The organism is Vibrio sp. SCSIO 43132 (genome assembly GCF_019904195.1).
GTDB lineage: Bacteria > Pseudomonadota > Gammaproteobacteria > Enterobacterales > Vibrionaceae > Vibrio > Vibrio nigripulchritudo.
In genome coordinates this window covers 3,798,782-3,824,948 of the sequence record NZ_CP063199.1, presented here as the reverse complement: position 1 = coordinate 3,824,948, position 26,167 = coordinate 3,798,782, and the positions used below count along the sequence as shown (strand labels likewise).

27 protein-coding genes are annotated in these 26,167 nt (G+C 47.9%); 20 read left to right on the top strand and 7 right to left on the bottom strand.

What is annotated here, in order from left to right; genetic code table 11:
• Positions 1-22 precede the first annotated feature (22 nt).
• Entirely contained in the window at positions 23-658 is a 636-nt protein-coding gene (locus INR79_RS17325; RefSeq protein WP_022591514.1) for a DUF2959 domain-containing protein, read from the bottom strand.
• Between the two features lie 34 nt (positions 659-692).
• Between INR79_RS17325 and INR79_RS17320 the strand changes: the two genes are divergently transcribed.
• The 3 genes from INR79_RS17320 (at position 693) to INR79_RS17310 (ending at position 3,003) form a co-directional block, all read left to right on the top strand.
• Positions 693-1,577 (top strand): virulence factor BrkB family protein, encoded by an 885-nt coding sequence (locus INR79_RS17320; protein ID WP_045967030.1) that lies wholly within the window; start codon positions 693-695, stop codon positions 1,575-1,577.
• An 11-nt stretch (positions 1,578-1,588) separates the two neighbouring features.
• Positions 1,589-2,023: a D-aminoacyl-tRNA deacylase gene (gene dtd / locus INR79_RS17315; RefSeq protein WP_004404476.1), complete on the top strand. Its 435-nt coding sequence runs from the start codon at positions 1,589-1,591 to the stop codon at positions 2,021-2,023.
• A 62-nt stretch (positions 2,024-2,085) separates the two neighbouring features.
• A complete protein-coding gene (locus INR79_RS17310) occupies positions 2,086-3,003 on the top strand; it encodes a bifunctional GNAT family N-acetyltransferase/hotdog fold thioesterase (RefSeq protein ID WP_223095277.1) in 918 nt (305 codons plus the stop codon).
• Here INR79_RS17310 and INR79_RS17305 read toward each other — a convergent pair.
• The 4 genes from INR79_RS17305 to hslR form a co-directional block, all read right to left on the bottom strand.
• Positions 3,000-4,922 carry an AsmA family protein gene (locus INR79_RS17305; RefSeq protein ID WP_223095275.1) on the bottom strand — a complete coding sequence of 641 codons (1,923 nt, stop codon included), beginning with the start codon at positions 4,920-4,922 and terminating at the stop codon, positions 3,000-3,002. The two genes, INR79_RS17310 and INR79_RS17305, sit on opposite strands and share 4 nt — an antisense overlap.
• Positions 4,923-5,038: 116 nt before the next feature.
• Positions 5,039-6,664 (bottom strand): phosphoenolpyruvate carboxykinase (ATP), encoded by a 1,626-nt coding sequence (pckA, locus tag INR79_RS17300; protein WP_223095272.1) that lies wholly within the window; start codon positions 6,662-6,664, stop codon positions 5,039-5,041.
• Between the two features lie 344 nt (positions 6,665-7,008).
• The gene (gene hslO / locus INR79_RS17295; protein WP_223095270.1) at positions 7,009-7,884 is read right to left on the bottom strand and encodes an Hsp33 family molecular chaperone HslO; all 876 of its coding nucleotides are present in this window, start codon (positions 7,882-7,884) and stop codon (positions 7,009-7,011) included.
• A 17-nt stretch (positions 7,885-7,901) separates the two neighbouring features.
• Positions 7,902-8,291 carry a ribosome-associated heat shock protein Hsp15 gene (gene hslR / locus INR79_RS17290; protein ID WP_004404486.1) on the bottom strand — a complete coding sequence of 130 codons (390 nt, stop codon included), beginning with the start codon at positions 8,289-8,291 and terminating at the stop codon, positions 7,902-7,904.
• 259 nt (positions 8,292-8,550) lie between these two features.
• Here hslR and gspC point away from each other — a divergent pair, with 259 nt between their 5' ends.
• From gspC to INR79_RS17215, 15 genes are all read left to right on the top strand, one after another.
• A complete protein-coding gene (gspC, locus tag INR79_RS17285) occupies positions 8,551-9,489 on the top strand; it encodes a type II secretion system protein GspC (protein WP_223095268.1) in 939 nt (312 codons plus the stop codon).
• 42 nt (positions 9,490-9,531) lie between these two features.
• Complete coding sequence (gene gspD / locus INR79_RS17280) at positions 9,532-11,565, top strand: type II secretion system secretin GspD (protein ID WP_004404495.1); 2,034 nt, start codon at positions 9,532-9,534, stop codon at positions 11,563-11,565.
• Positions 11,565-13,070 (top strand): type II secretion system ATPase GspE, encoded by a 1,506-nt coding sequence (gene gspE / locus INR79_RS17275; protein ID WP_223095266.1) that lies wholly within the window; start codon positions 11,565-11,567, stop codon positions 13,068-13,070. The genes gspD and gspE overlap by 1 nt, the downstream gene beginning before the upstream one ends.
• Entirely contained in the window at positions 13,070-14,293 is a 1,224-nt protein-coding gene (gene gspF / locus INR79_RS17270; protein WP_004404497.1) for a type II secretion system inner membrane protein GspF, read from the top strand. The genes gspE and gspF overlap by 1 nt, the downstream gene beginning before the upstream one ends.
• Before the next feature lie 172 nt (positions 14,294-14,465).
• A complete protein-coding gene (gene gspG / locus INR79_RS17265) occupies positions 14,466-14,915 on the top strand; it encodes a type II secretion system major pseudopilin GspG (protein ID WP_022551835.1) in 450 nt (149 codons plus the stop codon).
• Positions 14,916-14,948: 33 nt separating this feature from the next.
• Positions 14,949-15,533 carry a type II secretion system minor pseudopilin GspH gene (gspH, locus tag INR79_RS17260; RefSeq protein WP_223095264.1) on the top strand — a complete coding sequence of 195 codons (585 nt, stop codon included), beginning with the start codon at positions 14,949-14,951 and terminating at the stop codon, positions 15,531-15,533.
• Entirely contained in the window at positions 15,520-15,897 is a 378-nt protein-coding gene (gene gspI / locus INR79_RS17255) for a type II secretion system minor pseudopilin GspI (RefSeq protein ID WP_004404500.1), read from the top strand. The genes gspH and gspI overlap by 14 nt, the downstream gene beginning before the upstream one ends.
• Positions 15,884-16,564 (top strand): type II secretion system minor pseudopilin GspJ, encoded by a 681-nt coding sequence (gene gspJ, locus INR79_RS17250; RefSeq protein ID WP_004404502.1) that lies wholly within the window; start codon positions 15,884-15,886, stop codon positions 16,562-16,564. The genes gspI and gspJ overlap by 14 nt, the downstream gene beginning before the upstream one ends.
• Positions 16,557-17,573 (top strand): type II secretion system minor pseudopilin GspK, encoded by a 1,017-nt coding sequence (gene gspK / locus INR79_RS17245; protein WP_004404505.1) that lies wholly within the window; start codon positions 16,557-16,559, stop codon positions 17,571-17,573. Before gspJ ends, gspK begins: the two co-directional genes overlap by 8 nt.
• Positions 17,542-18,789, top strand: coding sequence for a type II secretion system protein GspL (gene gspL / locus INR79_RS17240; protein WP_223095262.1), 1,248 nt, complete (start codon positions 17,542-17,544; stop codon positions 18,787-18,789). Before gspK ends, gspL begins: the two co-directional genes overlap by 32 nt.
• Positions 18,786-19,274, top strand: coding sequence for a type II secretion system protein M (locus INR79_RS17235; protein ID WP_223095260.1), 489 nt, complete (start codon positions 18,786-18,788; stop codon positions 19,272-19,274). Before gspL ends, INR79_RS17235 begins: the two co-directional genes overlap by 4 nt.
• Before the next feature lies 1 nt (position 19,275).
• Positions 19,276-20,034 (top strand): type II secretion system protein N, encoded by a 759-nt coding sequence (locus tag INR79_RS17230; RefSeq protein WP_004404510.1) that lies wholly within the window; start codon positions 19,276-19,278, stop codon positions 20,032-20,034.
• 159 nt (positions 20,035-20,193) lie between these two features.
• On the top strand, positions 20,194-20,748 hold the full coding sequence (gene nudE, locus INR79_RS17225) for an ADP compounds hydrolase NudE (RefSeq protein WP_022596696.1): 555 nt from the start codon (positions 20,194-20,196) through the stop codon (positions 20,746-20,748).
• 11 nt (positions 20,749-20,759) lie between these two features.
• A complete protein-coding gene (gene cysQ, locus INR79_RS17220) occupies positions 20,760-21,578 on the top strand; it encodes a 3'(2'),5'-bisphosphate nucleotidase CysQ (protein ID WP_022551827.1) in 819 nt (272 codons plus the stop codon).
• Between the two features lie 300 nt (positions 21,579-21,878).
• The gene (locus tag INR79_RS17215) at positions 21,879-23,198 is read left to right on the top strand and encodes a trypsin-like serine protease (protein ID WP_223095258.1); all 1,320 of its coding nucleotides are present in this window, start codon (positions 21,879-21,881) and stop codon (positions 23,196-23,198) included.
• Positions 23,199-23,287: 89 nt separating this feature from the next.
• On the opposite strand, the gene nfuA is transcribed toward INR79_RS17215, so the two are convergent.
• Together nfuA and INR79_RS17205 are read right to left on the bottom strand one after the other, a co-directional pair.
• The gene (gene nfuA / locus INR79_RS17210; RefSeq protein WP_004404517.1) at positions 23,288-23,875 is read right to left on the bottom strand and encodes a Fe-S biogenesis protein NfuA; all 588 of its coding nucleotides are present in this window, start codon (positions 23,873-23,875) and stop codon (positions 23,288-23,290) included.
• 90 nt (positions 23,876-23,965) lie between these two features.
• The gene (locus tag INR79_RS17205; protein ID WP_223095256.1) at positions 23,966-24,676 is read right to left on the bottom strand and encodes a ComF family protein; all 711 of its coding nucleotides are present in this window, start codon (positions 24,674-24,676) and stop codon (positions 23,966-23,968) included.
• Between the two features lie 76 nt (positions 24,677-24,752).
• Between INR79_RS17205 and bioH the strand changes: the two genes are divergently transcribed.
• Both bioH and INR79_RS17195 read left to right on the top strand, forming a co-directional pair.
• Entirely contained in the window at positions 24,753-25,517 is a 765-nt protein-coding gene (bioH, locus tag INR79_RS17200) for a pimeloyl-ACP methyl ester esterase BioH (RefSeq protein WP_223095254.1), read from the top strand.
• A gap of 140 nt (positions 25,518-25,657) precedes the next feature.
• The gene (locus INR79_RS17195; protein WP_004404522.1) at positions 25,658-26,122 is read left to right on the top strand and encodes a hypothetical protein; all 465 of its coding nucleotides are present in this window, start codon (positions 25,658-25,660) and stop codon (positions 26,120-26,122) included.
• Positions 26,123-26,167 lie beyond the last annotated feature (45 nt).

Below are 26,167 nucleotides of genomic sequence, written 5' to 3'. Positions count from 1 at the left end.
AGCTCGCGTCTGAACTTAACCGTTACTTCAGTTTCGCCAAGAACTTATCGGATTCCGTAATGGCGGATTTCATTTCCTTGATTGCCAGTTCGATGTCTTTTTCCAAACTCATGAACTCGCCCTGAAGAGAGCCGATGGCACTGGCATTGAGGTTGTGTTTTAGGTTTAGTGTGTTATCACGCAAAGTATTCAGTACGGGTGTCATTTTCTTCTCTGCGCGTTTCATGGCGCGGAGCATGGTTTTGTATGATGCCTTGGTCTGCTTTAACTTGGTCTCACTGTCGCGGCGAAGTTTGCTGCTGGTGTAAAGATCCAGTTCCTGCTCCCATTCTTCAAATAGGGCATCTGAAACCTCTTCTATTGCGCCGATGCGTTTGGATACGGTTTCTGCTGCATCCACGCTGTCCTCGTACTTATCGTTGATTTTCTCGTACATGGATTCCAGATCGCCACCGTCAAACTGGGTGAGTGCAGAGAGCACTTCTAACGCACTGGAAAATTCTTCCTGCGCTTCCTGCTGGGCACTTTGAGCATCTTCTACCCGGTCAACCATGATGTCCCGTTTGTGAATACCCACCTTTTCCATTGCAGAATAATAGGTCGATTCACAGCCAGTCATCAGAAACAAAGACATTGCCATAGCAAAAACAAAACGCATTTGAATTTCCTTTTCGTATAGAATTGAAAGCACTATGGAACACTTAACAGGGAGATACAAGTTGAAGTTCGACGAGATAGCCGTTCATTCTCAACATTTTTTCCGCTACTTGCTTGGGCGTATGAATCATGACCGCCTGACCGTCAGTGCAGGCTACATGGCTTACATCACGTTATTGTCTTTGGTGCCCATGTTGACGGTGCTGCTGTCGGTGCTTTCCAAGTTCCCCGTGTTTGCCAATGCAGGCGATGTGCTCCAGGAGTTCGTCATTACCAACTTTGTCCCGGCAGCAGGCGCGGCAGTGAAATCGGCGCTCAATGATTTTGTTGCCAATACAGGCAAAATGACTGCAGTTGGTGGTGGTTTCCTGTTTGTTGCGGCACTGATGCTGATTTCTAACATCGATAAAAACCTTAACTACATCTGGCGAGTGCAGCAAAAACGTCGCCGTGTGTATTCGTTTTCTATGTACTGGATGGTACTGACACTTGGTCCTATTCTTGTTGGCACCTCCATTGCTGCTACCTCATACGTGACCTCGCTAAACCTAATTGAAAGCGAGACCATTTCTTCGGTGTACTCGATGTTGCTTGGCTGGCTGCCTTTTATTCTGTCTTTTCTGGCATTCATGGGGCTCTACATGCTGGTGCCCAACAAAAAAATTCTACTGCGTGATGCGGCAATCGGTGCGCTAGTGGCTGCTATCCTGTTTGAAATGAGTAAAAAAGGTTTTGCCATGTACATTACTCAGTTCCCTTCATACCAGTTGATTTATGGTGCGCTGGCGGCAATTCCTATCTTGTTTGTCTGGGTTTATCTGTGTTGGTTAATTGTGCTGGTTGGAGCAGAAGTGACCGCGAGCCTCGGTGAACGGGAAATGTGGTACAGTAGTGAGCCTGAAATAAAAGAAGAACAATAAGGAAGCGATACATGATCGCCTTAATTCAAAGAGTCAGTGAAGCCGCCGTTCGCGTAGAAGGCGAGGTGGTTGGCGAAATCAATCAAGGGTTACTTATCTTGCTCGGCGTCGAAAAAGAAGACGACGAAGCCAAAGCAAAACGCCTGATGGAACGGGTACTCACGTACCGAGTTTTTGAAGATGATCAGGGAAAAATGAATCTAAACGTACAAGATGTGAACGGAAGCGTTTTGGTTGTGTCTCAATTTACATTACCCGCAGATACAAAAAAAGGAACGCGACCAGGTTTCTCTAAAGGCGCCCACCCTGCGGATGCAGAGCGTCTGTACGATTATTTTTCTGATCTTTGTGAAGAGAAAATCGGTACACAGCGAGGAAGGTTCGGCGCAGATATGAAAGTGTCGCTGGTCAATGACGGACCAGTTACCTTCTGGTTGCAGGTATAAGAAGCAGGTAATGCGTTTGGGGCGCATTGCTGCCACTCGCTTCGCTAGAGCAAAGGATTCTCATGTTTAAATTAATCACGCCTAAGACAGCGAATCAGCTGAACAAATATTATCATTTTCGATGGCAAATGCTGCGCGAACCATGGCGTTTGCCTGTGGGTTCGGAGCGCGACGAATACGATGAAATGAGCCACCACAGAATGATAGTGGACAGCAAAGGCAGGCCCATGGCCATTGGGCGACTGTATATCACTCCGGATAATGAAGGTCAGATTCGCTACATGGCGGTGAAGCCTAATCGCCGTAGCAAAGGCATCGGTTCGTTGGTGTTGGTGGCATTGGAATCGTTCGCTCGTCAGGAAGGTGTAAAGCGTCTGGTGTGTAATGCCCGTGAAGATGCCATCGCATTTTACCAAAAGAACGGTTTTGAAAATCAGGGTGAACTGAATGACGAGCGCGGTCCGGTGCGTCATCAACAAATGGTGAAATCACTCGATCCGCTGGCAAACGTGCTGCGCAGACCAGACTGGTGCGCGGACTTGCAGGACCGCTGGGAAAGCCAGATTCCGATCAGCGATAAGATGGGCATCAAAATCAATCAGTACACCGGATACCGATTTGAGTGCAGTGCTCAGCTGAACCCTAACCTCAACCCGCATAACACCATGTTTGCAGGTTCTGCATTTACTCTGGCAACATTAACGGGGTGGGGAATGACCTGGCTCTTAATGAAAGAGCGTGGTTTAGAAGCCGATATCGTGTTAGTTGACAGCCAGATTCGCTACCGACATGCGGTAGAACAGAACCCGATTGCCGCCACGTCTCTGGATGGCATCAGTGGGGATCTAGACAGGCTAGCGGCGGGCAGAAAAGCTCGTGTGGTCATCAATGTGTCGATCTACAGCGGTGAGCATGCAGCGGTAGAGTTTATTGGCACCTACATGTTGCTGCCTAACTATCAGCAAATGCTGGGGCGTTAGTCCTCAGTACTGCATACTTCTCGCGTAATAGTGGCACTGGAAAGCGGTTCGTAGCGCCAGTGTCCGCACTCTCCGCTAAGTTGTAACCTTAACTCGCCGTCTTCCGGGTGCACCAGATCCAGTTTTCCTTCAAAGCTTCCAGTAAAATCACTGCCCTCAATACTTGATTCCCGAATATCAATACGCCCTCTATCTACATCGATCACCAGGTCTGAAACAGCAACGTCGGATGGTGCTTTCTTAGACAGCTCAAGCGGAACGGTCGGATCCATTAGTGCAGCAAAGTGGGAAGAGGTCAAAAGGTCACGAAACTGAGTGGAAACGAACCCAGAAATGCTGTGATTGAACGAAGTCTGGTCACCAGACAAACCGGAGAGCTCAAATTGGGTATCAGTCAGCCCAGATAGGTCGAAAGGAAGAGGATGAAGGTATCGCCACGTTTCGATTGGAATGCCGTCTCCCTGAAATTTCAGTTTCCATGGGCGGCTGTATTGGCGGAAATCCCATTGACCCTGAGCGCGAATCAATCCGTTGGTCACCGGAATAATGACTTTGTCGAGAAAACTGATTCCGCCTTCTGAATGTGCTTCGATCAGCAACTGAGAGCCGATGAGTTTGCCAAAGTTCGCACTGTTTGCGGTCAGTGCCAGATTACCCTGCCACAGCCCCATCTGACCATTTCTCAGAATGTCCAGTTGCTTGCCCTGAACGTTTAGACCAGATATCTGGCGACGTGGCTCAGACTGTAAATCAATGTATTGCGCACGTTTAATGGCGAGCGAATCGATAGTCAGGTTGGCTAAGCGGGCGGCTTGTTCTTTAAACGGTTGTAACGTCAGTTCGCTATCAGTGTGCCATTCAACCCCTGTCAGGTTTAACTGCGAGAGGTGCCAGGTGTCGGGGGTAAACTCTCCGTTGAGCTGAATATAGCCTTGCCCCATACCCACGTTGGCGCTGTTCACCTCAATCAGATCAGGAGATAAAGTCGCTTCAATGACGGGCTCCAGCCAGAGTTGGTTGGCGAAATCGAGGCTCTCTGCATCGAGAGACACGCTGCCAGATGGCTGTTTCCAAAGTTCGAACGGGAAGCGAATGTCCTCCAGCGTCATATCCGCCTGTACCATAGCGAAAGATGGGAATTCTATGTCGCTACGAAGTACATCTATGCGCTCAATGAAAATTTCGTTGCTGTCTGTGTTTGCCCACTTAAACTTTTTCAGGGTTTTCCAATCATCTTTGGTGACAGTAAGTTCATTAAGGGAAGCGCTCACCACGCGCCAGCGGTTTTCTTTCCATTCTGCCTGTCCGGACAGCGATCCTCCCCGCCAGTTGAAGGACAAACCATAAATTTTCTTGGTTTCAGCGAAAATATCGGCATCCAGCAGCGCGTTATTAAAGGCTTCATTTTGCCAGTAGATTTGATCGGCACTGAGTTGAATCTCGCCGTACCAACGCCAGATGGGATGATCACTGACCACTGGATCTTTAATCTGGAATTTTAAGCCTCGTACGATCCACTCCGGGTTGGAGAAGTCTAAATTATCGATCGCAAACTGATGAACACGAACGAAAGAGAGCGGGCGAATATTAGGAACACCTTTTTGCAACTGCATGCCACTGAGTTGCAGGCTGGCGATGCTCAGTTTGGTACCGCTGAGAATACCCGGATCAAGCCAGATATTCGCGGTTTCGATGAACATCGGTTCAGGTTCGGTAGAAAGTTCTACCCCATGCAAGGTGAGCTGATAGGGTGAAGTGTATTCAACCTGATCGATTTGGATGGACAAATTGCTTATCTGGTTTGCCACGAAATTGACCACAGGCGTGGCATAACGCGTGTACAAACTGGCATACAGTGCCAAGGCTGAAACGACGATCAGCAGCAAGATCAAAACCACAAACGTGGAGGCTTTTCTCATGTCCCTTGTTCCAAATTCCTTAATCCAGCTTTCAGATTGGCTCAATTATCGATTGGATTCAATAAAAAGCCCCTCAAAAGAGGGGCTTGGTAATGGATTTGATAACTCAATCCGGTTTAATCAAGCTGTGGACCTGCTGCAACCAGAGACTTGCCCTCGTCGTTATCCGTGTACTGAGCAAAGTTATTGATGAAGCGTTGTGCTAAGTCAGTTGCCTTGCTGTCCCACTGCAGTGGGTCTGTATAGGTGTCACGAGGGTCAAGGATTTCAGGATCCACACCGTGAAGTGCCGTCGGAACTTCTAGGTTGAACACTGGAATCACTTTGGTATCAGCATGGTCAATCGAACCATCCAGAATCGCGTCGATGATGCCACGGGTATCCTGAATGGAGATACGCTTGCCTGTACCATTCCAACCAGTATTGACCAGATAAGCTTCCGCGCCTGCTGCTTCCATACGTTTTACCAGTACTTCTGCGTACTGCGTCGGGTGTAGTGTCAGGAAGGCTGCGCCAAATGCCGCTGAAAACGTAGGTGTTGGCTCAGTAATGCCACGCTCAGTACCTGCCAGTTTGGCGGTAAAGCCAGACAGGAAGTGGTACTTAGTCTGCTCTGGTGTCAGTTTCGATACCGGAGGTAGCACACCAAACGCATCAGCCGTCAGGAAGATCACTTTCTGAGCGTGACCCGCTTTCGATACTGGTTTTACGATGTTTTCGATGTGATGGATAGGGTAAGACACTCGGGTGTTTTCGGTTTTCGAACCGTCTTCAAAGTCGATAGAGCCATCAGCGCGAACGGTAACATTCTCTAATAGCGCATCGCGGCGGATGGCATTGTAGATGTCGGGTTCCGCTTCTTTAGACAGGCGAATGGTCTTCGCGTAGCAACCGCCTTCGAAGTTAAAGATGCCATCGTCATCCCAACCGTGTTCATCATCACCAATCAACTGGCGTTTAGGGTCGGTTGAAAGTGTCGTTTTACCTGTGCCAGACAAGCCGAAGAATACAGCGACATCGCCGTCTTCACCAACATTGGCACTACAGTGCATGGACGCAATGCCTTTCAGAGGCAGCAAGTAGTTCATAACGGCAAACATGCCTTTCTTCATTTCGCCGCCGTACCAAGTGCCGCCAATGATCTGGACGCGCTCAGTCAGGTTAAAGGCAATGAAGTTTTCTGAATTGAGACCTTGGGCTTCCCAGTTAGGGTTGGTCACTTTTGCACCGTTCATGACAACAAAGTCAGGTTCGAACGTTGCTAATTCTTCTTCTGTCGGGCGGATAAACATGTTTTTCACGAAGTGAGCTTGCCATGCGACTTCTGTGATGATGCGAACACTCAGGCGAGTGTCTGGGTTTGCACCACAGAAACCATCGATGACGAACAGACGTTTTCCTGAAAGCTGGTTGGTCACCAGATCACGCAATTCTGTCCACACTTCCTGATTAATGGGTTTGTTATCGTTTTTACCTTGATCAGACCACCACAGAGTGTCCTTGGCGGTGTCGTCCTTAACGATGTACTTATCCTTAGGGGAGCGACCAGTAAAAATACCAGTGTCTACAGCAACAGCACCAAGCTCGGTGACGGTGCCTTTTTCGTAGCCTTCCAGCTCTGGGCGAGTTTCTTCTTCGAACAACTGCTCATAACTAGGGTTACGTAAAACCTCAGTCACGCCAGTGATTCCGTGTTGGGTAAGATCAATGTGTGCAGCCTTTGTATGTTCCATAACGGTCATAGGTGCTCCTTGTAGGGTATAAATTGTAGGGATTTTGTAATTATTTATAGTTTTGTGCTCACCAATTTAGCAACTTTGAGCAAACTCAAATCAGGTCTTTTAATCATATATTATCCCCGAGGTGAGTGAGGTTTTTTTGCTCTTGTCACAGATTTGGTAGGGCTATTTTATCGCTCGCGCAATCCTTTGCGCTAGATCAAAAGAATTATTAATTTGACAAAAATAAGTATAGCGTACGGTGATATAAATGCGTGTTTTAGTAGCGAAAAAGCATAAAAAAGCCGACATATTGTCGGCTTTCTAGTGATATTTTTGACGCTTATTAAAGTGTAAAAAATAATCAATTAATGAATGGTGTCGTTTCCATTACTGGCTTGCTCATAGAGCTCAGATACTTGTGATTCGTCGAACGAATAATTCGTGCCGCAGTAATCACAATGTAAAGAAATGGATCCTTCTGTCGCCAAAATGTCATTAATTTCATCTCGGGAAACCGTAATGATGGCAGCACCACTTCGCTCTCGTGAACAACCACAATGGAATTCAACAGGTTGGGGCTCAAACAATTGCACCTTTTCCTGATTGTATAAGCGGTACAGCACTTCATTTGCAGGCAGGCTGAACAGCTCTTCATTTTTAACCGTGTTGGTGAGTTGCTCTAGGTGTTCGAAGTCGTCAGGTGTGCCTGTGCCGTCTGGCATGATCTGAAGAAGCATACCCGCTGCATGCGGCTTGCCTTCAAATTCACCCAGGCGAAACCACAAACGAGTCTGAAGTTGCTCGGAACGTTCAAAGTAAGCTTCAAGCACTTCAGATAATGTTTCACCTTCCAGACCAACTACGCCTTGATAGCGCTCGCCTTGTTTAGGTGCAATGGTAATAACTAAGTGACCTTTACCCATTAGCTGATGAAGGGTTGCATCTTCTGCTATGTCACCATCCCAACGTGCGACACCACGAACTTTCTGATCGTGATCGCCATTAATTACCGCCAGAGACACAGGACCATCGCCCTGAAGCTGAAGGGTAATAGAGCCTTCAAATTTCAGTGTTGCGGTAAGCAGAGTCGTGGCGACGAGTAGCTCACCCAACAGGTTTTGTACCGGTGCTGGGTATTCCTTGCTTGAAATGATCTGTTGGTAGGTTTCGTCCAGTTGTACCAACTCGCCACGTACTGAAAGATCTTCAAATAGGTAGCGATTCAAAAGGTTGTTTGACATGCGTGGAGCTCCAGCATTTATTGATTCTTAAACTTAATAATGTCGCGACGCTGTTTTTTGTCCGGGCGTCTTTCCGGGCTTGGACTATAAAGTGCGTTAAGCTTTCTCTTCTGCGTGTTTTCTTCACGCTTTAGAATGCTCTCTTCAGTTTCGCGGTATAGCGTCTGAGCTTCTGGAGCGCCACGGCGTTGATCGGAAATCTTCTCAATCACTACCGTTTTTTCTTCATGCCCCTGTCTCAAAACGATCGTAGCACCAAGCTCTACAATCTTGCTCGGCTTTGAGCGTTGCCCATTATAATGGACTTTGCCGCCATCAACCATATTCCGTGCTATGGATCGCGTTTTGTAGAAACGGGCTGCCCAGAGCCACTTATCGAGCCGGACTGTGGCAGTATTTGAACTCATAGTAAATTCACGCCTCTAATGATTGACTTAACTAATGATTTACACAATGGTGACGATAACGGGGGTTTTCAACCTAAAATGGGATGAAACGTAAGCAGTCTGGAACCTGTTATTGTGAATTGTTGCTAATCTTTATAAGAACGATATTTGGTAACAATCAATTTATATGACAATGTGCAAACCTTTGTGTAGGCTTTGGCTTTTATTTATCAGACTGCCTAACCATTTCTGAAGTTTTAATACAGGGAGCGCATGATACATGTCATCGTCGTTGGTGCAAAAATATCAATTGGATCAGAAGTTCAGTGCTTTTCTTGCGCTTGCTGTAAAGCAGCAGGGAAAGTTGAGCGCTTGGGTGACATTATTACTGATCGCCATTTCTGCCTGGATTCTCGGGCAACTTAGCTGGCAGCTGATTCCACAAGACTCTGAAGTAGCACGCTGGTCTCCAAACGCGGTGATTACTCAGCCTGGTCAGGGTTCGAGTAATGCGAATTCTGGCGATGCCGTTGCTTCACTGCTCGATGCCCATCTTTTTGGTCGCTATTCCGACAAACCCGCCGCGAAACCCAAACCAAAACCAGTAGTAAAAGACGCACCTAAAACGCGCTTGAGTTTAGTGCTGGTTGGCGTGGTGGCAAGTTCGGTTGAAGAAAGCAGCCTTGCCGTCATTGCTAACCGTGGTCAGCAGCAAACTTACGGTATTGGTGAGCAAATCGAAGGAACAAGAGCTTCGTTGAAAAATGTGCTAGTGGATCGCGTTATTATCGATAATCAGGGTCAAGATGAAACTTTGATGCTTGAAGGTGTCGAATACAGCAAGTTGGCACAGGAAAGTCAGCCACTGGTTCCACCACCATCTGATTCGAATGTTGGCGATTTGCCTGATGTGAACGAAATTGAGCAAATTCGACGCGAGATTTCGCAAAATCCACAGCAAATTATGCAATATATCCGTTTGTCGCAAGTTCGCCGAGACGGAAATATTGTCGGCTATCGTGTGGGACCCGGCAGCCAGAGAGAACTGTTTGATGCCGTGGGCTTAAAAGATGGTGACATTGCTACACAATTGAACGGTGCTGACTTGAGCGACCCATCTGCAATGGGCAAAGTGTGGCAGACCATATCTGATATGACGGAATTGAACCTGACGGTCGAGCGTGACGGTCAGAGGCACGAAATCTTTATTGAGTTTTAAGACTGGCGCTGGAACGCGTCAGGATATAAGTGGGAGAATCACGTGAAACAGTGGTTAAACAAAGGAACCTGGTTATTGGCTGGTAGCCTTGCTTGGTCACCGGCTTTGGTGGCAAACGAGTTTAGTGCCAGTTTCAAAGGGACCGACATCAAAGAGTTCATCAATATTGTTGGACGCAATCTTGAAAAGACCATCATCGTCGACCCAGCCATCCGCGGAAAAATTGATGTCCGCAGCTACGATGTGCTGAATGAAGAGCAGTACTACCACTTTTTCCTTAACGTTTTGGAAGTGTACGGCTTCGCAGCAGTGGAAATGGAAAACGGTGTCCTGAAAATTGTCCGTGATAAAGATGCCAAAACGGCAGCCATTCCCGTAGTAGGGGATGAAACACGTGTACAGGGCGATGCGGTAATCACGCGAGTGGTAGCGGTACGAAATGTATCAGTGAGAGAGTTGTCCCCATTGCTTCGTCAACTGAATGACAACGCAGGTGCAGGTAACGTCGTTCACTACGATCCGGCGAACATCATTTTGATCACCGGTCGTGCAGCTGTGGTTAACCGCCTGGCAGAAATCATCGAGCGCGTTGACCGTGCCGGTGACAAAGAAATTGAAGTCGTTGAGCTGAAAAATGCCTCAGCGGCAGAAATGGTACGAATTGTTGAAGCGTTGAACAAATCAACAGCACAGAAGAACACTCCTGCATTCCTCGAACCAAAACTGGTGGCGGATGAGCGTACCAACTCCATCCTTATTTCAGGCGATCCGCAGGTTCGTAAGCGTCTTCGTAAGCTGATCATGCAGTTGGATGTCGAAATGGCAACCAAAGGCAACAACCGCGTTGTTTATCTGAAATATGCCAAAGCAGAAGACTTGGTCGATGTACTGAAAGGTGTGTCTGATAATCTGCAAGCTGAGAAACAAGGTGGCGCTCAGGGCGCTGCATCAGCGAAAAGCCGAAATGAAGTCATGATTTCTGCGCACCCTGGTACCAATGCATTGGTCGTGACTGCTCCGCCAGACATCATGCGTGCGATAGAAGATGTTATTGCTCAATTGGATATTCGCCGCGCTCAAGTACTTATTGAAGCCATGATCGTTGAGTTGGCAGAAGGCGATGGCGCGAACCTGGGTGTTCAGTGGGGTAACCTAAACACAGGTGCGGTCATTCAGTACTCAAACTCTGGCGCATCCATTGGCAGCGTGATGGTGGGCTTGGAAGAAGCTAAAGACACCACAGAGAAAAAACCGATTCGTGACAGCGATACAGGCGCCATCAAATACTACGAAGAAACCACCACCAAAGGTGATTATTCAACGCTTGCAAAAGCATTGGGTGGGGTAAACGGTGCGGCACTTAGCCTGATGGCAGGTGACTGGACTGCTCTTGTTAGCGCAGTGGCTAGTGATACCAGCTCCAACATTCTTTCATCACCAAGCATTACGGTAATGGATAACGGTGAAGCATCGTTTATCGTTGGTGAAGAAGTCCCTGTTTTGACAGGCTCTGCGGCCGGCTCAAACAATGACAACCCATTCAGTACCGTTGAACGTAAAGAAGTTGGTATCAAGCTGAAAGTTGTCCCTCAAATTAACGAAGGCGACTCAGTTCAGCTAACCATCGAACAAGAAGTGTCTAACGTACTCGGTGCAAACGGTGCGGTAGATGTTCGATTTGCTAAGCGTCAGCTCAACACCTCGGTAATGATCCAAGATGGTCAGATGCTGGTTCTAGGTGGTCTTATTGATGAGCGTGCTTTGGAAAGTGAAGCAAAAGTTCCGCTGCTTGGTGACATCCCAGTGCTTGGTCACTTGTTCAAGTCGACCAGTACACAGGTTGAAAAGAAAAACCTGATGGTCTTCATCAAGCCAACCATCATTCGAGATGGCGTTACAGCAGACGGCATCAGCCAGCGCAAGTACAACTACATTCGCGCCGAGCAACTGCTTAAAGCGGAAGAAGGTCTGAAACTACTGAGTGATGAATTTGTTCCTGTGCTTCCCAAGTATGGAGAGGACATTCGTCATCCTGAAGAGCTTAGAGCGTTCATCGAGCAGTTGGAGGCGAAATAATGGCGGATACGCTGGTCGTTTCTGAAGGCTTTGTGCGACTACCTTTTGCCTTCGCTAACCGACATAAAGTGGCGATGGAAGTCGCCGCTCAGCCAGACGGATTGCCAAGCCTCTATTACGTAGAGCCGTTGGCTCTGGAAGTGTTAACTGAAGTGCGCCGAGTGGTGCGTAACTCTTTCAAACCTGTTGCGCTTAAAGCGGAAGACTTCGAAAGCAAACTGACCGAGCTGTATCAGCGCGATTCCTCGGAAGCACGTCAGCTGATGGAAGACATCGGTGCAGATAACGATGACTTCTTCTCTCTTGCAGAAGAACTGCCGCAAAACGAAGATCTTCTGGAATCGGAAGACGATGCACCGATCATCAAGCTGATCAACGCCATGCTGGGTGAAGCGATCAAAGAAGGGGCATCGGATATCCATATCGAGACCTTCGAGAAATCCCTCTCTATTCGTTTCCGTGTGGACGGTGTACTGCGTGAAGTTCTCGCACCAAGCCGCAAACTGGCTCCGCTACTCGTATCTCGTGTAAAAGTAATGGCGAAGCTGGATATCGCAGAAAAGCGCGTCCCACAGGATGGTCGTATCTCTCTGAGAATTGGTGGTCGAGCGGTCGATGTCCGTGTTTCCACCATGCCGTCATCACACGGTGAGCGAGTGGTAATGCGTCTTCTGGATAAAAATGCCACTCGACTGGATTTGCACAGTCTCGGCATGACGCCGCGTAATCACGACGGATTCCAAACGCTGATCAAACGACCACACGGTATTATCTTGGTTACCGGTCCTACTGGTTCTGGTAAATCCACCACCTTGTACGCAGGGCTTCAGGAGCTCAACAGCACAGAAAGCAATATTCTGACGGTTGAAGACCCAATTGAATTCGATATCGACGGTATCGGGCAGACTCAGGTGAACCCGAAAGTGGATATGACCTTTGCCCGAGGGTTACGTGCGATTCTTCGTCAGGACCCAGATGTGGTAATGGTTGGTGAGATTCGTGACTTAGAAACCGCGCAAATTGCCGTTCAGGCGTCCTTAACGGGTCACTTGGTGATGTCTACTTTACACACCAATACCGCTGTGGGTGCAATCACGCGTCTTCGTGACATGGGAATCGAGCCTTTCCTAATTTCCTCTTCTTTACTGGGTGTGCTTGCACAGCGTCTGGTGCGTACCTTGTGCCCGGATTGTAAACAGCCTTATGAAGCCGACAAAGAACAGAAGAAACTGTTCAACCTGACCGAAGACCAGCCGCTGACCTTATATAAAGCGTGTGGCTGTGAAGCGTGTAACTTCAAGGGTTACCGAGGTCGAACGGGTATTCATGAATTGCTGATTGTCGATGAAGATGTTCAGGAACTGATTCATAGCGAAGCGGGCGAACAGGCGATCGACAAACATGTTCGTAGCACTACGCCAAGTATTCGTGATGATGGTCTTAGTAAAGTAAGGGAAGGCGTTACCACGCTTGAAGAGGTCATGCGAGTGACCAAGGAAGCGTAATGGCAGCATTTGAATACAAAGCTCTGGATGCCAAAGGCAAACAGAAAAAAGGTGTCATCGAAGGGGACAACGCACGTCAGGTTCGTCAGAAGCTTAAAGAGCAAGGGCTGATACCTGTCGAAGTGATTGAAACCAAAGCCAAAGAAGCCAAAGCCTCTTCCGCTGGTTTGTCTTTCAAGCGCGGTATCAGTACCAACGATCTGGCTTTGTTGACTCGCCAGTTATCCACTCTGGTTCAGGCTGGTATGCCGCTGGAAGAGTGTATCCGTGCGGTTGCTGAACAGACGGAAAAAGCCCGTATCCGAACCATGCTGGTTGCGGTACGTTCCCGAGTCGTTGAAGGTTATACTTTGGCAGAGAGTTTCGGAGATTACCCACATGTGTTCGATGACTTGTTCTGTGCCATGGTGGCTGCCGGTGAAAAGTCTGGTCACTTAGATAAAGTCTTAGACCGACTGGCGGATTACGCCGAAAATCGCCAGAAAATGCGCTCTAAAATGCAGCAGGCTATGGTGTACCCGGTAATGCTGACGCTGATTGCTATTTCAGTTGTGGCATTCTTGCTGGCGACAGTGGTACCTAAGATCGTGGATCAGTTTGTTCAGATGGGGCAAACACTCCCAGCGTCGACCGAATTTCTATTACTTGCCAGTAACTTCGTCCAGAACTGGGGCGCCGTTTTGCTGGTGGTGATTCTGGTTGGTATCGTTCTGTTCCAGGCAGCACTTCGCAAACCGTCTTTCCGTCTTAAATGGGATCGCTGGATACTGGGTTTACCTGTCATTGGTAAAGTTGCCCGCGGTCTGAATACGTCCCGTTTTGCCCGAACACTTTCAATCTGTACATCCAGTGCTATTCCACTGCTTGATGGTATGAAGGTTGCCGCTGATGTAATGAGTAATCAGTTCGTAAAAGAACAGGTTCTGTTGGCTGCGGATCGCGTTCGTGAAGGGGCGAGCTTAAGAAAATCTCTAGAGCAGACTCGCCTTTTTCCACCAATGATGTTGCATATGATTGCCAGTGGTGAGCAAAGTGGCGAACTGGAACAAATGCTGACCCGAGCGGCAGACAACCAGGACCGGGATTTTGAATCTTTGGTCAACATGGCTTTGGGTATCTTTGAACCATTGCTTATTGTCTGTATGGCCGGAATCGTGCTGTTTATCGTGGTTGCAACCTTGATGCCACTGCTCGAACTGAATAACTTGGTTTCGGGCAAGTAACTTAGTTTCGGTTAAGTAATATAGCCTCGATGTGAACGACAAATTCATATCGCAAAAAAGATTGTTGTTTTAGCTTGTTAAGATATTCAAAGAATTGAAACTGCATCTATGCAGATTGAATATCGAAATGTAACTTTGCATGTTGGTAACCAGCATGCGTTTCGGAGGAAATATGTATAACAAAAAGAGTAAGAAGCAGTCAGGTTTTACGCTTCTTGAAGTCATGGTTGTTGTGGTTATTTTGGGGATCTTAGCGAGCTTCGTTGTGCCTAACCTTTTGGGTAACAAAGAAACAGCGGATCAACAAAAAGCGATTACCGATATTGTGGCGTTAGAAAATGCGCTGGATATGTACAAGTTGGATAACAGTGTGTACCCATCCACCGACCAAGGTCTGGATGCGTTGGTTTCTAAACCTTCCGCTAGCCCAGAGCCTCGTAACTACCGTGATGGCGGTTACATTAAGCGTCTTCCAAAAGACCCTTGGGGCAATGAATACCAATACCTGAGCCCTGGTGACAATGGCACTATCGACGTGTTCACACTTGGTGCGGATGGTCAGGAAGGCGGTGAAGGCGTGCAGGCTGACATCGGTAACTGGAACATGCAGGACTTCCAGTAAATCCTTGCGGATTGAAGTTGTAAGCATACGCGTATGAAAAAGCAGTCTGGGTTTACGCTGATAGAAATCATGCTGGTGCTCGTGCTGTTGTCACTGAGTGCGGTTGCGGTGATTACCACACTACCTTCCTCCAGTGATGACAGGCTAAAAGAGCATGCTCAGCGCTTTATGCAACGTTTACAATTGCTGAACGAAGACGCCATGTTAAACGGTAAAGATTATGGCGTCCGGTTCAATGAAGACAAAGGACAATACCGATTTGTGGAGCTCAGTGAAGAAGGCTGGCAAAACATGGAAGAGAATCGGTATTACTCTGAATCGGAATTAGAAGCAGAGTTTGCCACTCGCCTGCAATTGGGTAGCGATGAGTGGGGAGATGATGACCGACTCTTCGAACCCGGCAGTCTGTTTGATGAAGAAATGTTTGCCGATGAAGAGAAGAAAAAGCAGTCGCCACCGCCTCAGGTAATGGTGCTGTCTAGCGGTGAAATAACCCCTTTTCAGGTGTCTTTCTTTCCAAACGTTGGCGATGAGTTCCGTGACGGCTGGCGAATTAAAACTGCCGATAATGGTTTGATTAACCTATTGAAGCCCGGAGAACGCGATGAAGATGAATAGGCGAAATGCCCGTCGCTCTCGCGGGATGACGTTAATCGAAGTGTTGGTGGCATTGGCTATTTTCGCTACCGCTGCAATCAGCGTGGTTCGTGCTGTAAGTCAGCACATTAATACGCTGAGTTTTTTAGAAGAGAAGATGTTTGCTTCTATGGTTGCTGACAACCAAATGGCTAAAGTGCTGCTTGGCAAGGCGCCTAAGAAAGAGCTGAAAGGCAAAGAGGAACTGGCTGGGCAAACCTGGTATTGGTTAGTAAAGCCCGTGCCAACCGACAATAGCGTTATCAGTGCTTTTGATGTGTCAGTTTCTCGTGATTCAGAGCATAAGAGCTCCATTGTTACGGTGAGAAGTTATGCGTCGCCGTAAAGTGTCAGGTTTTACGCTCATTGAAGTGCTGGTGGCTATCGCCGTTTTTGCCAGCTTGAGTATCGCCGCATATCAGGTCGTGAATCAGGTCCAGCTGAGCAATGCTCAGTCGCTGGAAAAAACTGAGCGTTTACAAACCATGCAGCGCGCTTTGATTTGGATGGATAACGATTTCCGTCAGATGGCGTTACGCCAGATGCGAACTAATGGCGAAGCCCCTTCACAAACATTATTGAGTTACGGCGACTATATTTTGGAGTCGGATGACAAAGGAATAGTGTTTAGTCGGTTAGGATGGCAAAACCCACAAAACGTATTCCCGCGTGGAGACGTGACCAAAGTTGGGTATCGCATCAGAGAGGAAAACTTAGAAAGAGTCTGGTGGCGTTATTCCGATACACCATCAGGGCAAGAACCGTTAACTCGACCAATTCTGAGTGATGTAGAAAGTTTTACAGTCACGTTTTACGAAAACGGTGAATGGAAAGAAGAGTGGACAAAGCCCAAGGCGTTGCCTGCCGCCATTGCCATCACTCTTACTTTGAAAGATTACGGTGACATTGAGCGCGTTTATCTGACGCCAGGTGGTGAACTGACGGTGACGACCCCACAAGAGGGAAATAACCAGGAAGGCGGCTCGGGTCAAGAGGGAAGCAACAATGGCTAAACGCTTTTCTCAATCTGGTGTGGCTTTGATCGTGGTGCTGTTGCTACTGGCAGTCATGACCGCTATCGCCGCGACCATGTCAGAACGCCTGTTTATCAATTTCCATCGTGCTGGGAATCAGGTGAATCACCAACAGGCATACTGGTATAGCTTAGGGGTTGAAGCACTGGCAAAAGTGGGTATCGAGCAAAGTTATAAAGACAACGAAACCATTAACTTAAGCCAGCCCTGGGCACTTAAAGAACAGACGTATCCTTTGGATTACGGCACAGCAAAGGGCAAGCTGCTGGATATGCAGGCTTGCTTCAATTTAAACGTGTTAACCAGTGTAAAAGCCAAGGTGGAGTCTACGCAGAAGCCATTTCTGGTCAGAGTATGGCAGAACCTGATCGAACAGCAGGATATTGAGCCTTACACCGCCGAAGTGATCGCGGATTCGACCTGGGATTTCGTCGATAATGACGCCAGTGTGTTAACCAGTTACGGTGCTGAAGACAGTACTTATGAAGGTTTTCAGCCCGCGTATCTGACGGCAAATGGATTTATTGCGGATCGCTCTGAATTGAGAGCGATTCAGCAAGTGACCGCTCCGATTATGGAGAAGCTAACGCCACTAATATGTGCGTTGCCAACCAACGAGTGGAAACTGAATGTAAATACGATTTCAGAAGACCAAGCAGATATTTTGGCTGCCTTATTTCAGCCGCATTTGAGTAGCAGCAACGCCAAAGATCTGATTGCGAATCGTAAGTTTGATGGTTGGGACAGTGTCGAAAGTTTCATGTCTGAACCCATCATCAGCGGAATCGAAGAAAAAGTGCGTAAGGAAGCTCAGGCGTACATTGCAGTCGACAGTCGATACTTTGAGCTGGACGCTCAGGTCATGGTCGATGAATCAAGGGTCAGGATACGAAGCCTGCTCTACAGTAAGGACAGAAAACAAGCGACGGTTGTACGTCGTAGTTTTGGAGGAATCAGTGAGCGAGTTTCTGACCGTAAGAATAAGTAGTCAGGCAGACGCCCCAATACAGTGGCTGGTGTGGTCTCCAGGTCAGCAAGAGGTGATCGCCAGCGGTGAATTAAGCCATCGCAACCAGTTAGGCGAGATCGCATCTTATGCTCATCAACGCCCAACCATTGTATTGCTAGCAAGTAGCGATGTGCTGCTCAAAGAGGTAGACATTCCAGCGGGTGGAGCACGTCAGCTCAATACCATGCTGCCGTTTTTGGTTGAAGACGATGTCGCGCAGGATGTGGATGATCTGCATTTTACTGTGCTGAACAAACGTGGTGCAAAAGCCGACGTAGCTGCCGTCGACAGCGGATTTTTGGAAACGTTACTGGATGAGCTGAAAGCGCATCAGATAAACGTGCGTCAGGTGTTGCCTGACTGTTTAGCTATGCCATGGCAGAAAGATGAAATCAGTGCGCTTGAAATTGACGGTCAGTGGGTATTTCGTCAAGAGCAATACTCAGGCTTTTCCGTTCAGTCTGATTGGTTAAGTTTGCTTCCGGCAGAAGTGTTCCAACTGCACACTGAAGAGAGCGAAAGTGAAGAGCAGTCAGACGCTGTAGAGAAGCGTGTTGCCACCTTTACGCCATTGCCTCAGAACCACGAGTCGCTTCCGGGGCGTTGGCAGAATGGTAAAGCAGAGTTAGTGATGTCATTGCTGACACAGGGAGCGATTGCTTCGAAAGCTAACCTGCTGACGGGAACATTCAAACCGTCTTCTTCTCTGACCAAATACTGGAAAGTCTGGCAGAAAGCTGCGGTTGCAGCGGTTTTACTTCTGGTTGTCCTGACAACGCAAAACGTATTGCAAGTGAATGCGTTTGAAGCTCAGGCCGCGCAATACCGAGCTGAAAGTGAACGTATTTTCCGGGAAGTGTTCCCAGACAAACGCAAAATTCCAACCGTGAGCTACCTCAAGCGCCAGATGCGTAATGAAGAAGCAAGATTATCTGGCGGTGGCAGTGACGAATCGATGTTGATTTGGCTTTCAAAGCTTCCTGAAGCGTTGAAGAAAAATGGCGCGATCGACGTACTAAGCGTGAAGTATGATGGCTCTCGTGACGAAATTCGAATTCAGGCAAAAAGCAAAGACTTCCAAACCTTTGAATCGGCGCGTGCAGAACTTGCACAGCTGTTTGATGTCGAGCAGGGGCAGTTGAACCGTAGCGGTACAGAAGTGTTTGGCAGTTACGTGATAAGGAGAAAACCATGAATAGAGTGACCGCATGGTGGCAGTCTATATCACAACGCGAGCAACGCCTGATGGGTGGATGTGCTGTTTTGTTTACGGCGTTTATCATTTATTGGGGTGGGATCGTACCGCTTAATGAACGAGCCGACGCCGCGCAAGCACGCATCACCACAGAAAAGCAGCTTCTGGACTGGGTAACCAACAGTGCAAATACCATTACTTCCCTAAGAGGGGCTTCTGGTAGCAGTGCGAATGTATCTGGTCAGCCACTTAATCAGGTGGTGTCATCCACCACCAGACGTTATCGTATCGAACTGATTCGTATGCAGCCGCGTAGCGACAGCCTTCAGGTCTGGGTTCAGCCTGTACCTTTTAACCAACTAGTCTCTTGGTTGGCGGATTTGCGTGAACAGCACGGTATTGATGTAGAGTTTCTGGATATTACCCGCACAGAGGTGAGCGGGCAGGTTGAAGTCAACCGATTACAACTAAAAAGAGGCAGTTAACTTGAAGCGTTTTTTAGGGTATGTGTCTGTATTTGTTCTGGTGCTGATTGTTAGCCTGGTTGTGCACATGCCAGTGTCATTTGTTTATCAGTATGCTCCGAAAGTTCGAGGCTTAGAGCTTGGTCATTTAACTGGGTCTGTTTGGCGCGGTCAGGCTTCCAACGTCGCGTGGCAGGGTCAGAACTTTGGTCAGCTAAGCTGGAATTTTCAGCCTTCTGCTTTGGTCAGTGGAAAAGCCGAATTTTTAGTTCGTTTTGGGCGAGGCAGTGAGCTTCAACTTCACGGTAAAGGAGCAGTTGGCTTTGGTTTTGGTGGCCTGTATGGCGAGAATATTTTTGCGTCTATGCCTGCTGAAAACGTATTGAGGTTTGCTCAGGTTCCGGCACCTGTGGATGTTCAGGGGCAACTGGAACTGGCGATTAAAGACTTTCAGTACGGTCAACCATGGTGTCAGAGCGCAACCGGAAACTTGGCATGGAACGGTGGCAAGCTAGGTACACCTTTGGGTGAGCTGGTACTTGGTGAAGTGACATCTGACATCATCTGTGAAGACAATACGCTTACTGCAAAAGGTGAGCAGAAACATGCGCAGGTAACCAGTGCCTTTGATGCAAACTTGTCTCCAAACCAACAGTACAATGTGACAGCTTGGTTTAAACCCGGTGCAGAATTTCCCCCTTCAATGTCTAGCCAGCTAAACTGGCTGGGCAATCCAAATAATCAAGGTCAGTACCCATTCCAATACTCTGGGCGCCTTTGATATCTCGAACGGCTCAGTCTCACTGAGCCGTAACTCCCTGCCTTAGAAAACTAAATGTCTCAATACGAACAAAAATCAATCTTGAAAGCTCAACAGAACGGTTTTTTTGATGATATATTGGTCGTGTTAAAAAGTTGGGTCGAATCTTAAGGGAAAGTTATGGCAGAAGAAAAAAAGCCACAAATTTTGGCTACAAAAACGGTCGCCCAATCTAAACTGTTTACTATAGAGTCGCTCGACTTACGTTTCTCTAATGGGGAAGAGCGCGTCTATGAAAGAATGAAACCCAGCGGTCGCTCAGCTGTAATGATTGTGCCAGTGACCGAACAGGGTGATTTGCTGTTAGTGCGCGAGTATGCCGCAGGTACCGAGCGCTACGAGTTGGGGTTCCCGAAAGGTTTGGTAGACCCGGGTGAAACTCCAGACGAAGCAGCAAACAGAGAATTAAAAGAAGAAATTGGATACGGCGCAAAAGAACTGACACCGCTAAAACAGGTGGTGCTGGCACCGTCTTACTTCTCAAGTAAGATGACGCTTTTTCTGGCGCGAGATTTGTATCCTGAATCACTGGAAGGGGATGAGCCTGAGCCTTTAGAGTTGGTTCGGTGGCCTCTGCAGCAAGCCGATGAGCTGCTGACCCATCTGGATTTTTGTGAAGCCCGCAGTATTACTGCACTGATGTTAGCTCAGCGGTATTTAAACACGTCTGAGTAAGGAAATGCCCTATGGCGGAAGATCTTTCTCACCTTATCCCTTCAGTTATCACCGTTGCCCGCAGTGCAGGGCAACTTATCCATGATATCTACGAAAATAAACAATACGAAGAATACACTAAGTCCGATGAGACACCGGTTACCAGTGCTGACATTGCAGCCCATAAGCTGATTGTTGAACAGTTGAGCGAGTTAACACCGGATATCCCAGTACTTTCTGAAGAAGCAGCGGACATTAGCCTTGAAAAGCGTTCTCAGTGGAGTCGCTACTGGCTGGTCGACCCACTGGACGGAACCCAGGAGTTCATCGCTCGAAGTGGTGACTTTGCCACCATCATTGCATTGGTAGAAGACAACGAACCTGTGATGGGGGTGGTTTACGCCCCAGTGTCTGGCGTGACCTACTATGCGTACAAAGGCAAAGGTGCGTGGAAAATTCCGGACATGGACGAAAGCGTTGCCATCGAAACACACCGTCATCATGGAGACAGCCAATCTTTAGCGATTGCGATTAGTCGCCGTCAGGATATTAACAGCATTACCAGTAAGCTGTGCCCTTCGTGGAATTTTGAGTTAGTACCGTTAGGTTCGGCAGCTTTGAAAGCCTGTTTGGTGGCTGAAGGAGCGGTGGACTGCTACCTGCGATTGGGACCAACTGGAGAATGGGACACCGCTGCGACTCAGTGCATTGTGAGTGAAGCAGGAGGGCGGATACTCAGCACCAAGCTGGAACCGCTTTCATATAACGAACGCGAAACATTAGAAAATCCTAATTTTATTGTTTTGGGTGATGAAGAACTCCCTTGGGATTCCATTCTGTTAACTCGATAGAAGTCGATTTCTCCCTTCTTCTAGCAGGGATCTGCTTGGCTGCAGATCCCATTTATCCTGCTTGATTCTTTTTTTGATTACAGAGTTTTATTCTGTAATTGAAGGCTTCTCAATCAAAAAAAATCTGTTGATAAACAGGTCAATTACTTTTTTATAAAATTACGCTCGCAGGCTAAAATTTTTCCTTCCCCGGCACCTTGGATTTTTCAAAAAACATGCTTGTTTATATAGACCGTTCGGCACCTGTCGACGGCTTAATATAAAAAATATGAGGATAATATTTTGAAAATAACAAGGAATATGGCCCTAGTCACAGCCATGCTAGCACCTATGGCAACCATTGGTGCGGAAATACCAGGAGCTGGGTTTGAAGTAACACCACGTATTGTTGGTGGTGGCGATGCCAACACTGCAAATTGGGGTTTTTTCAGCCACCTGCAGATCAAGATAGGCAACAAAACTTATTCTTGTGGCGGCAGTAATCTGGGTGACGGTTACGTATTGACTGCTGCACACTGTGTGGATGGCGCTCAAGCCTCGGGGGTATCTGTACGAGTTGGTGCTAAGACGCGTCGTGGAAACGACGGACAGCGCGCTAACGTTACTCAGATCCACATGCATCCTAACTACAATTCTAGTACCTACAAAAACGACATCGCTGTACTTAAGTTGGATCGAGTGCTTCCAACGGCGACCACTGTCGAAATTGCAGCAGGTTCTTTAAGCCAGTACGCTGGCATTGGTGATCTTCTATCTGTAGCTGGTTTAGGTCGACTTTCTTCGGGAGGCGCATCTCCTTCTCGCTTACAAGAAGTAGACGTACCACTAGTTTCTGACGCAACTTGTCGTGCAGCGGGTGGACCATACAACAATGTTGGTAGTGTAGAGTTCTGTGCTGGTCTTCCGCAGGGCGGAAAGGACTCCTGTCAGGGTGACAGTGGTGGTCCGATCGTTGTGAACCGTTCAGGAACAATTACACAGCTTGGTGTTGTAAGCTGGGGTATTGGTTGTGCTGCCGCTGGTAACTATGGTGTTTACAGCGACATAGCAGCACTTCGTGGCTGGTTGGACACGGTAATCTCTGCTCCAGGTGGTAACTACTCTGTCGGTTACACTAAAGATCAATCGCTGGCTTCATTCAAAGTTGGTGAAACCAAGTCGCATACCTTTAGCATTAAAAACACAGGTACCGAAGCCTTCACATTGAACACAGTATCTGTTGCTGGTTCTGGTGTGGCATCTACCCCTGTTATTGGTGCTGACAACTGTTCTCAATCTACTTTGACCGCGAACCAAAGCTGTCAGGTATCAGTTGAGTTTGGTGCAAGCGCAGCAGGCACCGCGAAAGCACAACTGTCCTTCTCTACAGACAAAGGCACGTCAGTTTACACTGCGAACGTAAGTGCAGAAGCGACAACGACAGGCGGTGGTAACGGCGGTACCTACGACTTTCTTTACCCAGAAGGCATCTCAAACTACACGTTTGGTACGGTTGTTCTAGCTGAAGACGGTAACCGTTATCAGTGCTTAGGCTTCCCAGGTGGTCTTTGGTGTTCAGCTGGTGGTGCATACGCACCAGGTACTGGTTGGGCATGGGACTCAGCTTGGAGCAAGCTGTAATCATATTTCTGGCTTAATTTTGATTCAAGCCAATGAAAAAGCCGGGTATGTTTACCCGGCTTTCTTGTATCTGTTTTGCTGAAACGATATTAGTAGTAAGAGTGTTCACCACGATCGTGTTCGGTAGAGTCTCGTACCGCTGTCAGTTCACCTTCAAACTGAGCCAGAAGCTCTTTCTCGATACCTTCCTTAAGCGTTACGTCGACCATTGAACAGCCGTTACAACCGCCACCAAACTGAACCAATGCAATACCATCGTCAGTAATTTCAATTAGGCTGACGTGACCACCGTGACCAGCAAGCTGAGGGTTAACCTGAGTTTGAATCGCGTATTCAACACGCTCCATCAGAGGGGCATCATCAGACACTTTACGCATTTTTGCGTTAGGTGCTTTCAGAGTCAGTTGCGAGCCCATTTTATCAGTGACAAAGTCGATTTCTGCATCTTCAAGGAAAGGCATACTCAGCTCGTCGACAAACGCAGAGAAATATTCATATTCCAGCTCAGTGTCGCTGGCTTCTACGGCTTCTGGTGGGCAATAAGACACGCCACATTCTGCGTTTTGAGTGCCTGGGTTGACCACGAAAACACGAATGTTCGTACCTTCTGGCTGCTGTTCCAGCAATTTCGCAAAGTGAGACTGTGCATTTTCTGTAATAGTAATTGTATTCGACACGACCAATACCCAAGTAATTTAGTAAACTATTTGACCATTTTACCCCCGTGAGTAAATCGATCCAGCTTTTTAAGTCATAACTTATTTTAGCTATTTCGGCTCAGGGGTTCGGCATATGCAGTAAATATCGATGGTTTCTACGCCAACATCAAGCAGTAAATTACACATTTGTCGGATAGTGCTGCCCGTTGTCACCACATCGTCGACGATTGCTACGCGCTTTGCAGCTGGAGGCGCAATTAACCGAAAAGCACCATAAAGGTTTCTATGCCTCGCCTTTTTATCCTGACCGAGTTGAGGTGCAGTATATTTCACCCGCTTGAACAGATTCGGATTAAATCGTTCGGGCATATTAAGATGCTGACACAATGCTCTTGCCAGATGGTCACTCTGGTTGTAGCCGCGTATCAGTTCTCTGCGCCAGTGAAGCGGGACAGAAGTAATCACATCGGCAGGCTCTGCAATTTTCTGCGCAAGTAAGTAGCTGAGGTCAGGGGCTAGACGAAACTGATGCTGAAATTTCAGGCTGTGGATATAATGCGAAAGCGGTGGACGATAGTCGTTTACACAATACAGACGGCGCCAGGGAGGCGGGTTGCTTAAGCACTCACCACAGAATTCAACAGGTTCCAAAGTCGGTAGCCCGCAGCATTGGCAACGGCAAGGATCGCTCATGCTGTTCAGGCAATGTCTGCACCATCGTGTTTCTGGTGTGGGCTCTTCAATGTTCAGACCACATAGCGGGCATTGCAGATTAAAATAACGGTGTAATTTGAGCTTTAGCCAGCTGGAAATCACCATAACGTATTCAAATAGTTAAAGTTAATGGGCATGGTATCCCATTAAATGTTCGAAAAACGGTTTAAGAGAGAAAAGCATGACGACGTCGTTGTATTGGCAGTCTTTCGGGCAAGGACCCGACTTGGTTTTGTTACATGGATGGGGAATGAACGGCGCTGTCTGGCAGCAAACGGCTGAAAACCTGTCTGAACATTTTTCTGTACATGTGGTTGATTTACCCGGATACGGGCACAGCAATGCGGTATCAGCGTTGAATTTAGAATCTATAGTTGAAGAAGTGCTGAAAGACGCGCCGAAACAAGCGATTTGGCTCGGATGGTCATTAGGTGGCTTGGTTGCAACTCACGCTGCTCTGAATCACAAAGAACGCGTATCTAAGTTAGTGACCGTTGCAAGTTCACCAAAGTTTGCGGCAGCAAAACCCTGGCGTGGCATACAGCCAAATGTGTTAACCATGTTTACACAGCAGTTGGTAGAAGATTTCCAGTTAACGGTAGAACGTTTTATGGCGCTTCAGGCAATGGGCAGCCCCTCTGCTCGTCAGGATGTAAAACAGCTAAAACACGCTGTTTTGTCGCGCCCGTTACCGAATCAAGAAGTGTTGCTTGCTGGCTTAGACATTCTTGCTGACGTGGATTTGAGGGAGCAGCTTACAAACATCGATATCCCCTTTCTGCGAGTTTATGGTCGCCTGGACGGACTGGTACCAATCAAGGTTTCGAAAGACATGGCACACTGGTCTCCCGCTAGTATTTCTCATACGTTCGAGCAGTCATCGCACGCTCCATTTATGACAGAGCTCGATGAGTTTTGCGAAAAGATCACCGAGTTCTGTAAATAAATTGAGCAACCTGCCGTTAAAGTGATTAGCAGGCTAAACTGTATACAGTTTAGTCTTGTGATTGCCCGTATGGGCGGAACGCCACAACACCATGACTTTATGGTAGTTGTGGCAATCATTACCTTTGTGGGAGGTTTGTTATGTTAGTCAACCCGACCAGTGCCAGCGTTCCGCTGATTGCCCCGTCGGTCAATATACAAACCGAACAAGTTGCACGCGACAACAAGGTCAGGGAACCCGTGGCTCCGCCAGCGGAACTGAACAAGTCGAGTGCGGAACGAAGGGCAACGCTAGAGGAGAAGCGTCGAAGACGTGCGGCTTGGAATGCGGAAGACCACCCAGACTATGAGCTGGATTCTGACGCAGAGACCGAGTATCACGAAGAGCCAGTCGACAAGCTTGAGCGGTTGTTTGATTTGATCGCACTGCAAACATACAGTGCCCGACAAGGAAAGGGATACACCATTCGTTTCCGGCTGCCAGCCAGCGTGCTGAACGCAGCGATTAATGAAGGGAAAATGGCCAAGCGCCGTACCATCATTAAATACCATTATGGGCACTCCGTAGCGCCTCATACGCCATCGGAAGTGATTGCGGTGACTTAAATCGCTAACAAAAAAAGACCACCCTTGGGTGGTCTTTTTCTATCT

Bases quoted from the DNA above. Each gene is read 5' to 3' on its own strand.
- dtd (WP_004404476.1), top strand. From the start codon at position 1,589: ATGATCGCCTTAATTCAAAGAGTCAGTGAAGCCGCCGTTCGCGTAGAA.
- gspI (WP_004404500.1), top strand. From the start codon at position 15,520: ATGAAGATGAATAGGCGAAATGCCCGTCGCTCTCGCGGGATGACGTTA.
- hslR (WP_004404486.1), bottom strand. From the start codon at position 8,291: ATGAGTTCAAATACTGCCACAGTCCGGCTCGATAAGTGGCTCTGGGCA.
- INR79_RS17215 (WP_223095258.1), top strand. From the start codon at position 21,879: ATGGCCCTAGTCACAGCCATGCTAGCACCTATGGCAACCATTGGTGCG.
- gspK (WP_004404505.1), top strand. From the start codon at position 16,557: ATGGCTAAACGCTTTTCTCAATCTGGTGTGGCTTTGATCGTGGTGCTG.
- INR79_RS17310 (WP_223095277.1), top strand. From the start codon at position 2,086: ATGTTTAAATTAATCACGCCTAAGACAGCGAATCAGCTGAACAAATAT.
- gspH (WP_223095264.1), top strand. From the start codon at position 14,949: ATGAAAAAGCAGTCTGGGTTTACGCTGATAGAAATCATGCTGGTGCTC.
- gspF (WP_004404497.1), top strand. From the start codon at position 13,070: ATGGCAGCATTTGAATACAAAGCTCTGGATGCCAAAGGCAAACAGAAA.
- pckA (WP_223095272.1), bottom strand. From the start codon at position 6,664: ATGACCGTTATGGAACATACAAAGGCTGCACACATTGATCTTACCCAA.
- bioH (WP_223095254.1), top strand. From the start codon at position 24,753: ATGACGACGTCGTTGTATTGGCAGTCTTTCGGGCAAGGACCCGACTTG.
- INR79_RS17325 (WP_022591514.1), bottom strand. From the start codon at position 658: ATGCGTTTTGTTTTTGCTATGGCAATGTCTTTGTTTCTGATGACTGGC.
- hslO (WP_223095270.1), bottom strand. From the start codon at position 7,884: ATGTCAAACAACCTTTTGAATCGCTACCTATTTGAAGATCTTTCAGTA.
- INR79_RS17320 (WP_045967030.1), top strand. From the start codon at position 693: ATGGAACACTTAACAGGGAGATACAAGTTGAAGTTCGACGAGATAGCC.
- INR79_RS17235 (WP_223095260.1), top strand. From the start codon at position 18,786: ATGAATAGAGTGACCGCATGGTGGCAGTCTATATCACAACGCGAGCAA.
- gspG (WP_022551835.1), top strand. From the start codon at position 14,466: ATGTATAACAAAAAGAGTAAGAAGCAGTCAGGTTTTACGCTTCTTGAA.
- INR79_RS17305 (WP_223095275.1), bottom strand. From the start codon at position 4,922: ATGAGAAAAGCCTCCACGTTTGTGGTTTTGATCTTGCTGCTGATCGTC.
- nudE (WP_022596696.1), top strand. From the start codon at position 20,194: ATGGCAGAAGAAAAAAAGCCACAAATTTTGGCTACAAAAACGGTCGCC.
- INR79_RS17195 (WP_004404522.1), top strand. From the start codon at position 25,658: ATGTTAGTCAACCCGACCAGTGCCAGCGTTCCGCTGATTGCCCCGTCG.
- gspJ (WP_004404502.1), top strand. From the start codon at position 15,884: ATGCGTCGCCGTAAAGTGTCAGGTTTTACGCTCATTGAAGTGCTGGTG.
- gspC (WP_223095268.1), top strand. From the start codon at position 8,551: ATGTCATCGTCGTTGGTGCAAAAATATCAATTGGATCAGAAGTTCAGT.
- cysQ (WP_022551827.1), top strand. From the start codon at position 20,760: ATGGCGGAAGATCTTTCTCACCTTATCCCTTCAGTTATCACCGTTGCC.
- INR79_RS17205 (WP_223095256.1), bottom strand. From the start codon at position 24,676: ATGGTGATTTCCAGCTGGCTAAAGCTCAAATTACACCGTTATTTTAAT.
- gspE (WP_223095266.1), top strand. From the start codon at position 11,565: ATGGCGGATACGCTGGTCGTTTCTGAAGGCTTTGTGCGACTACCTTTT.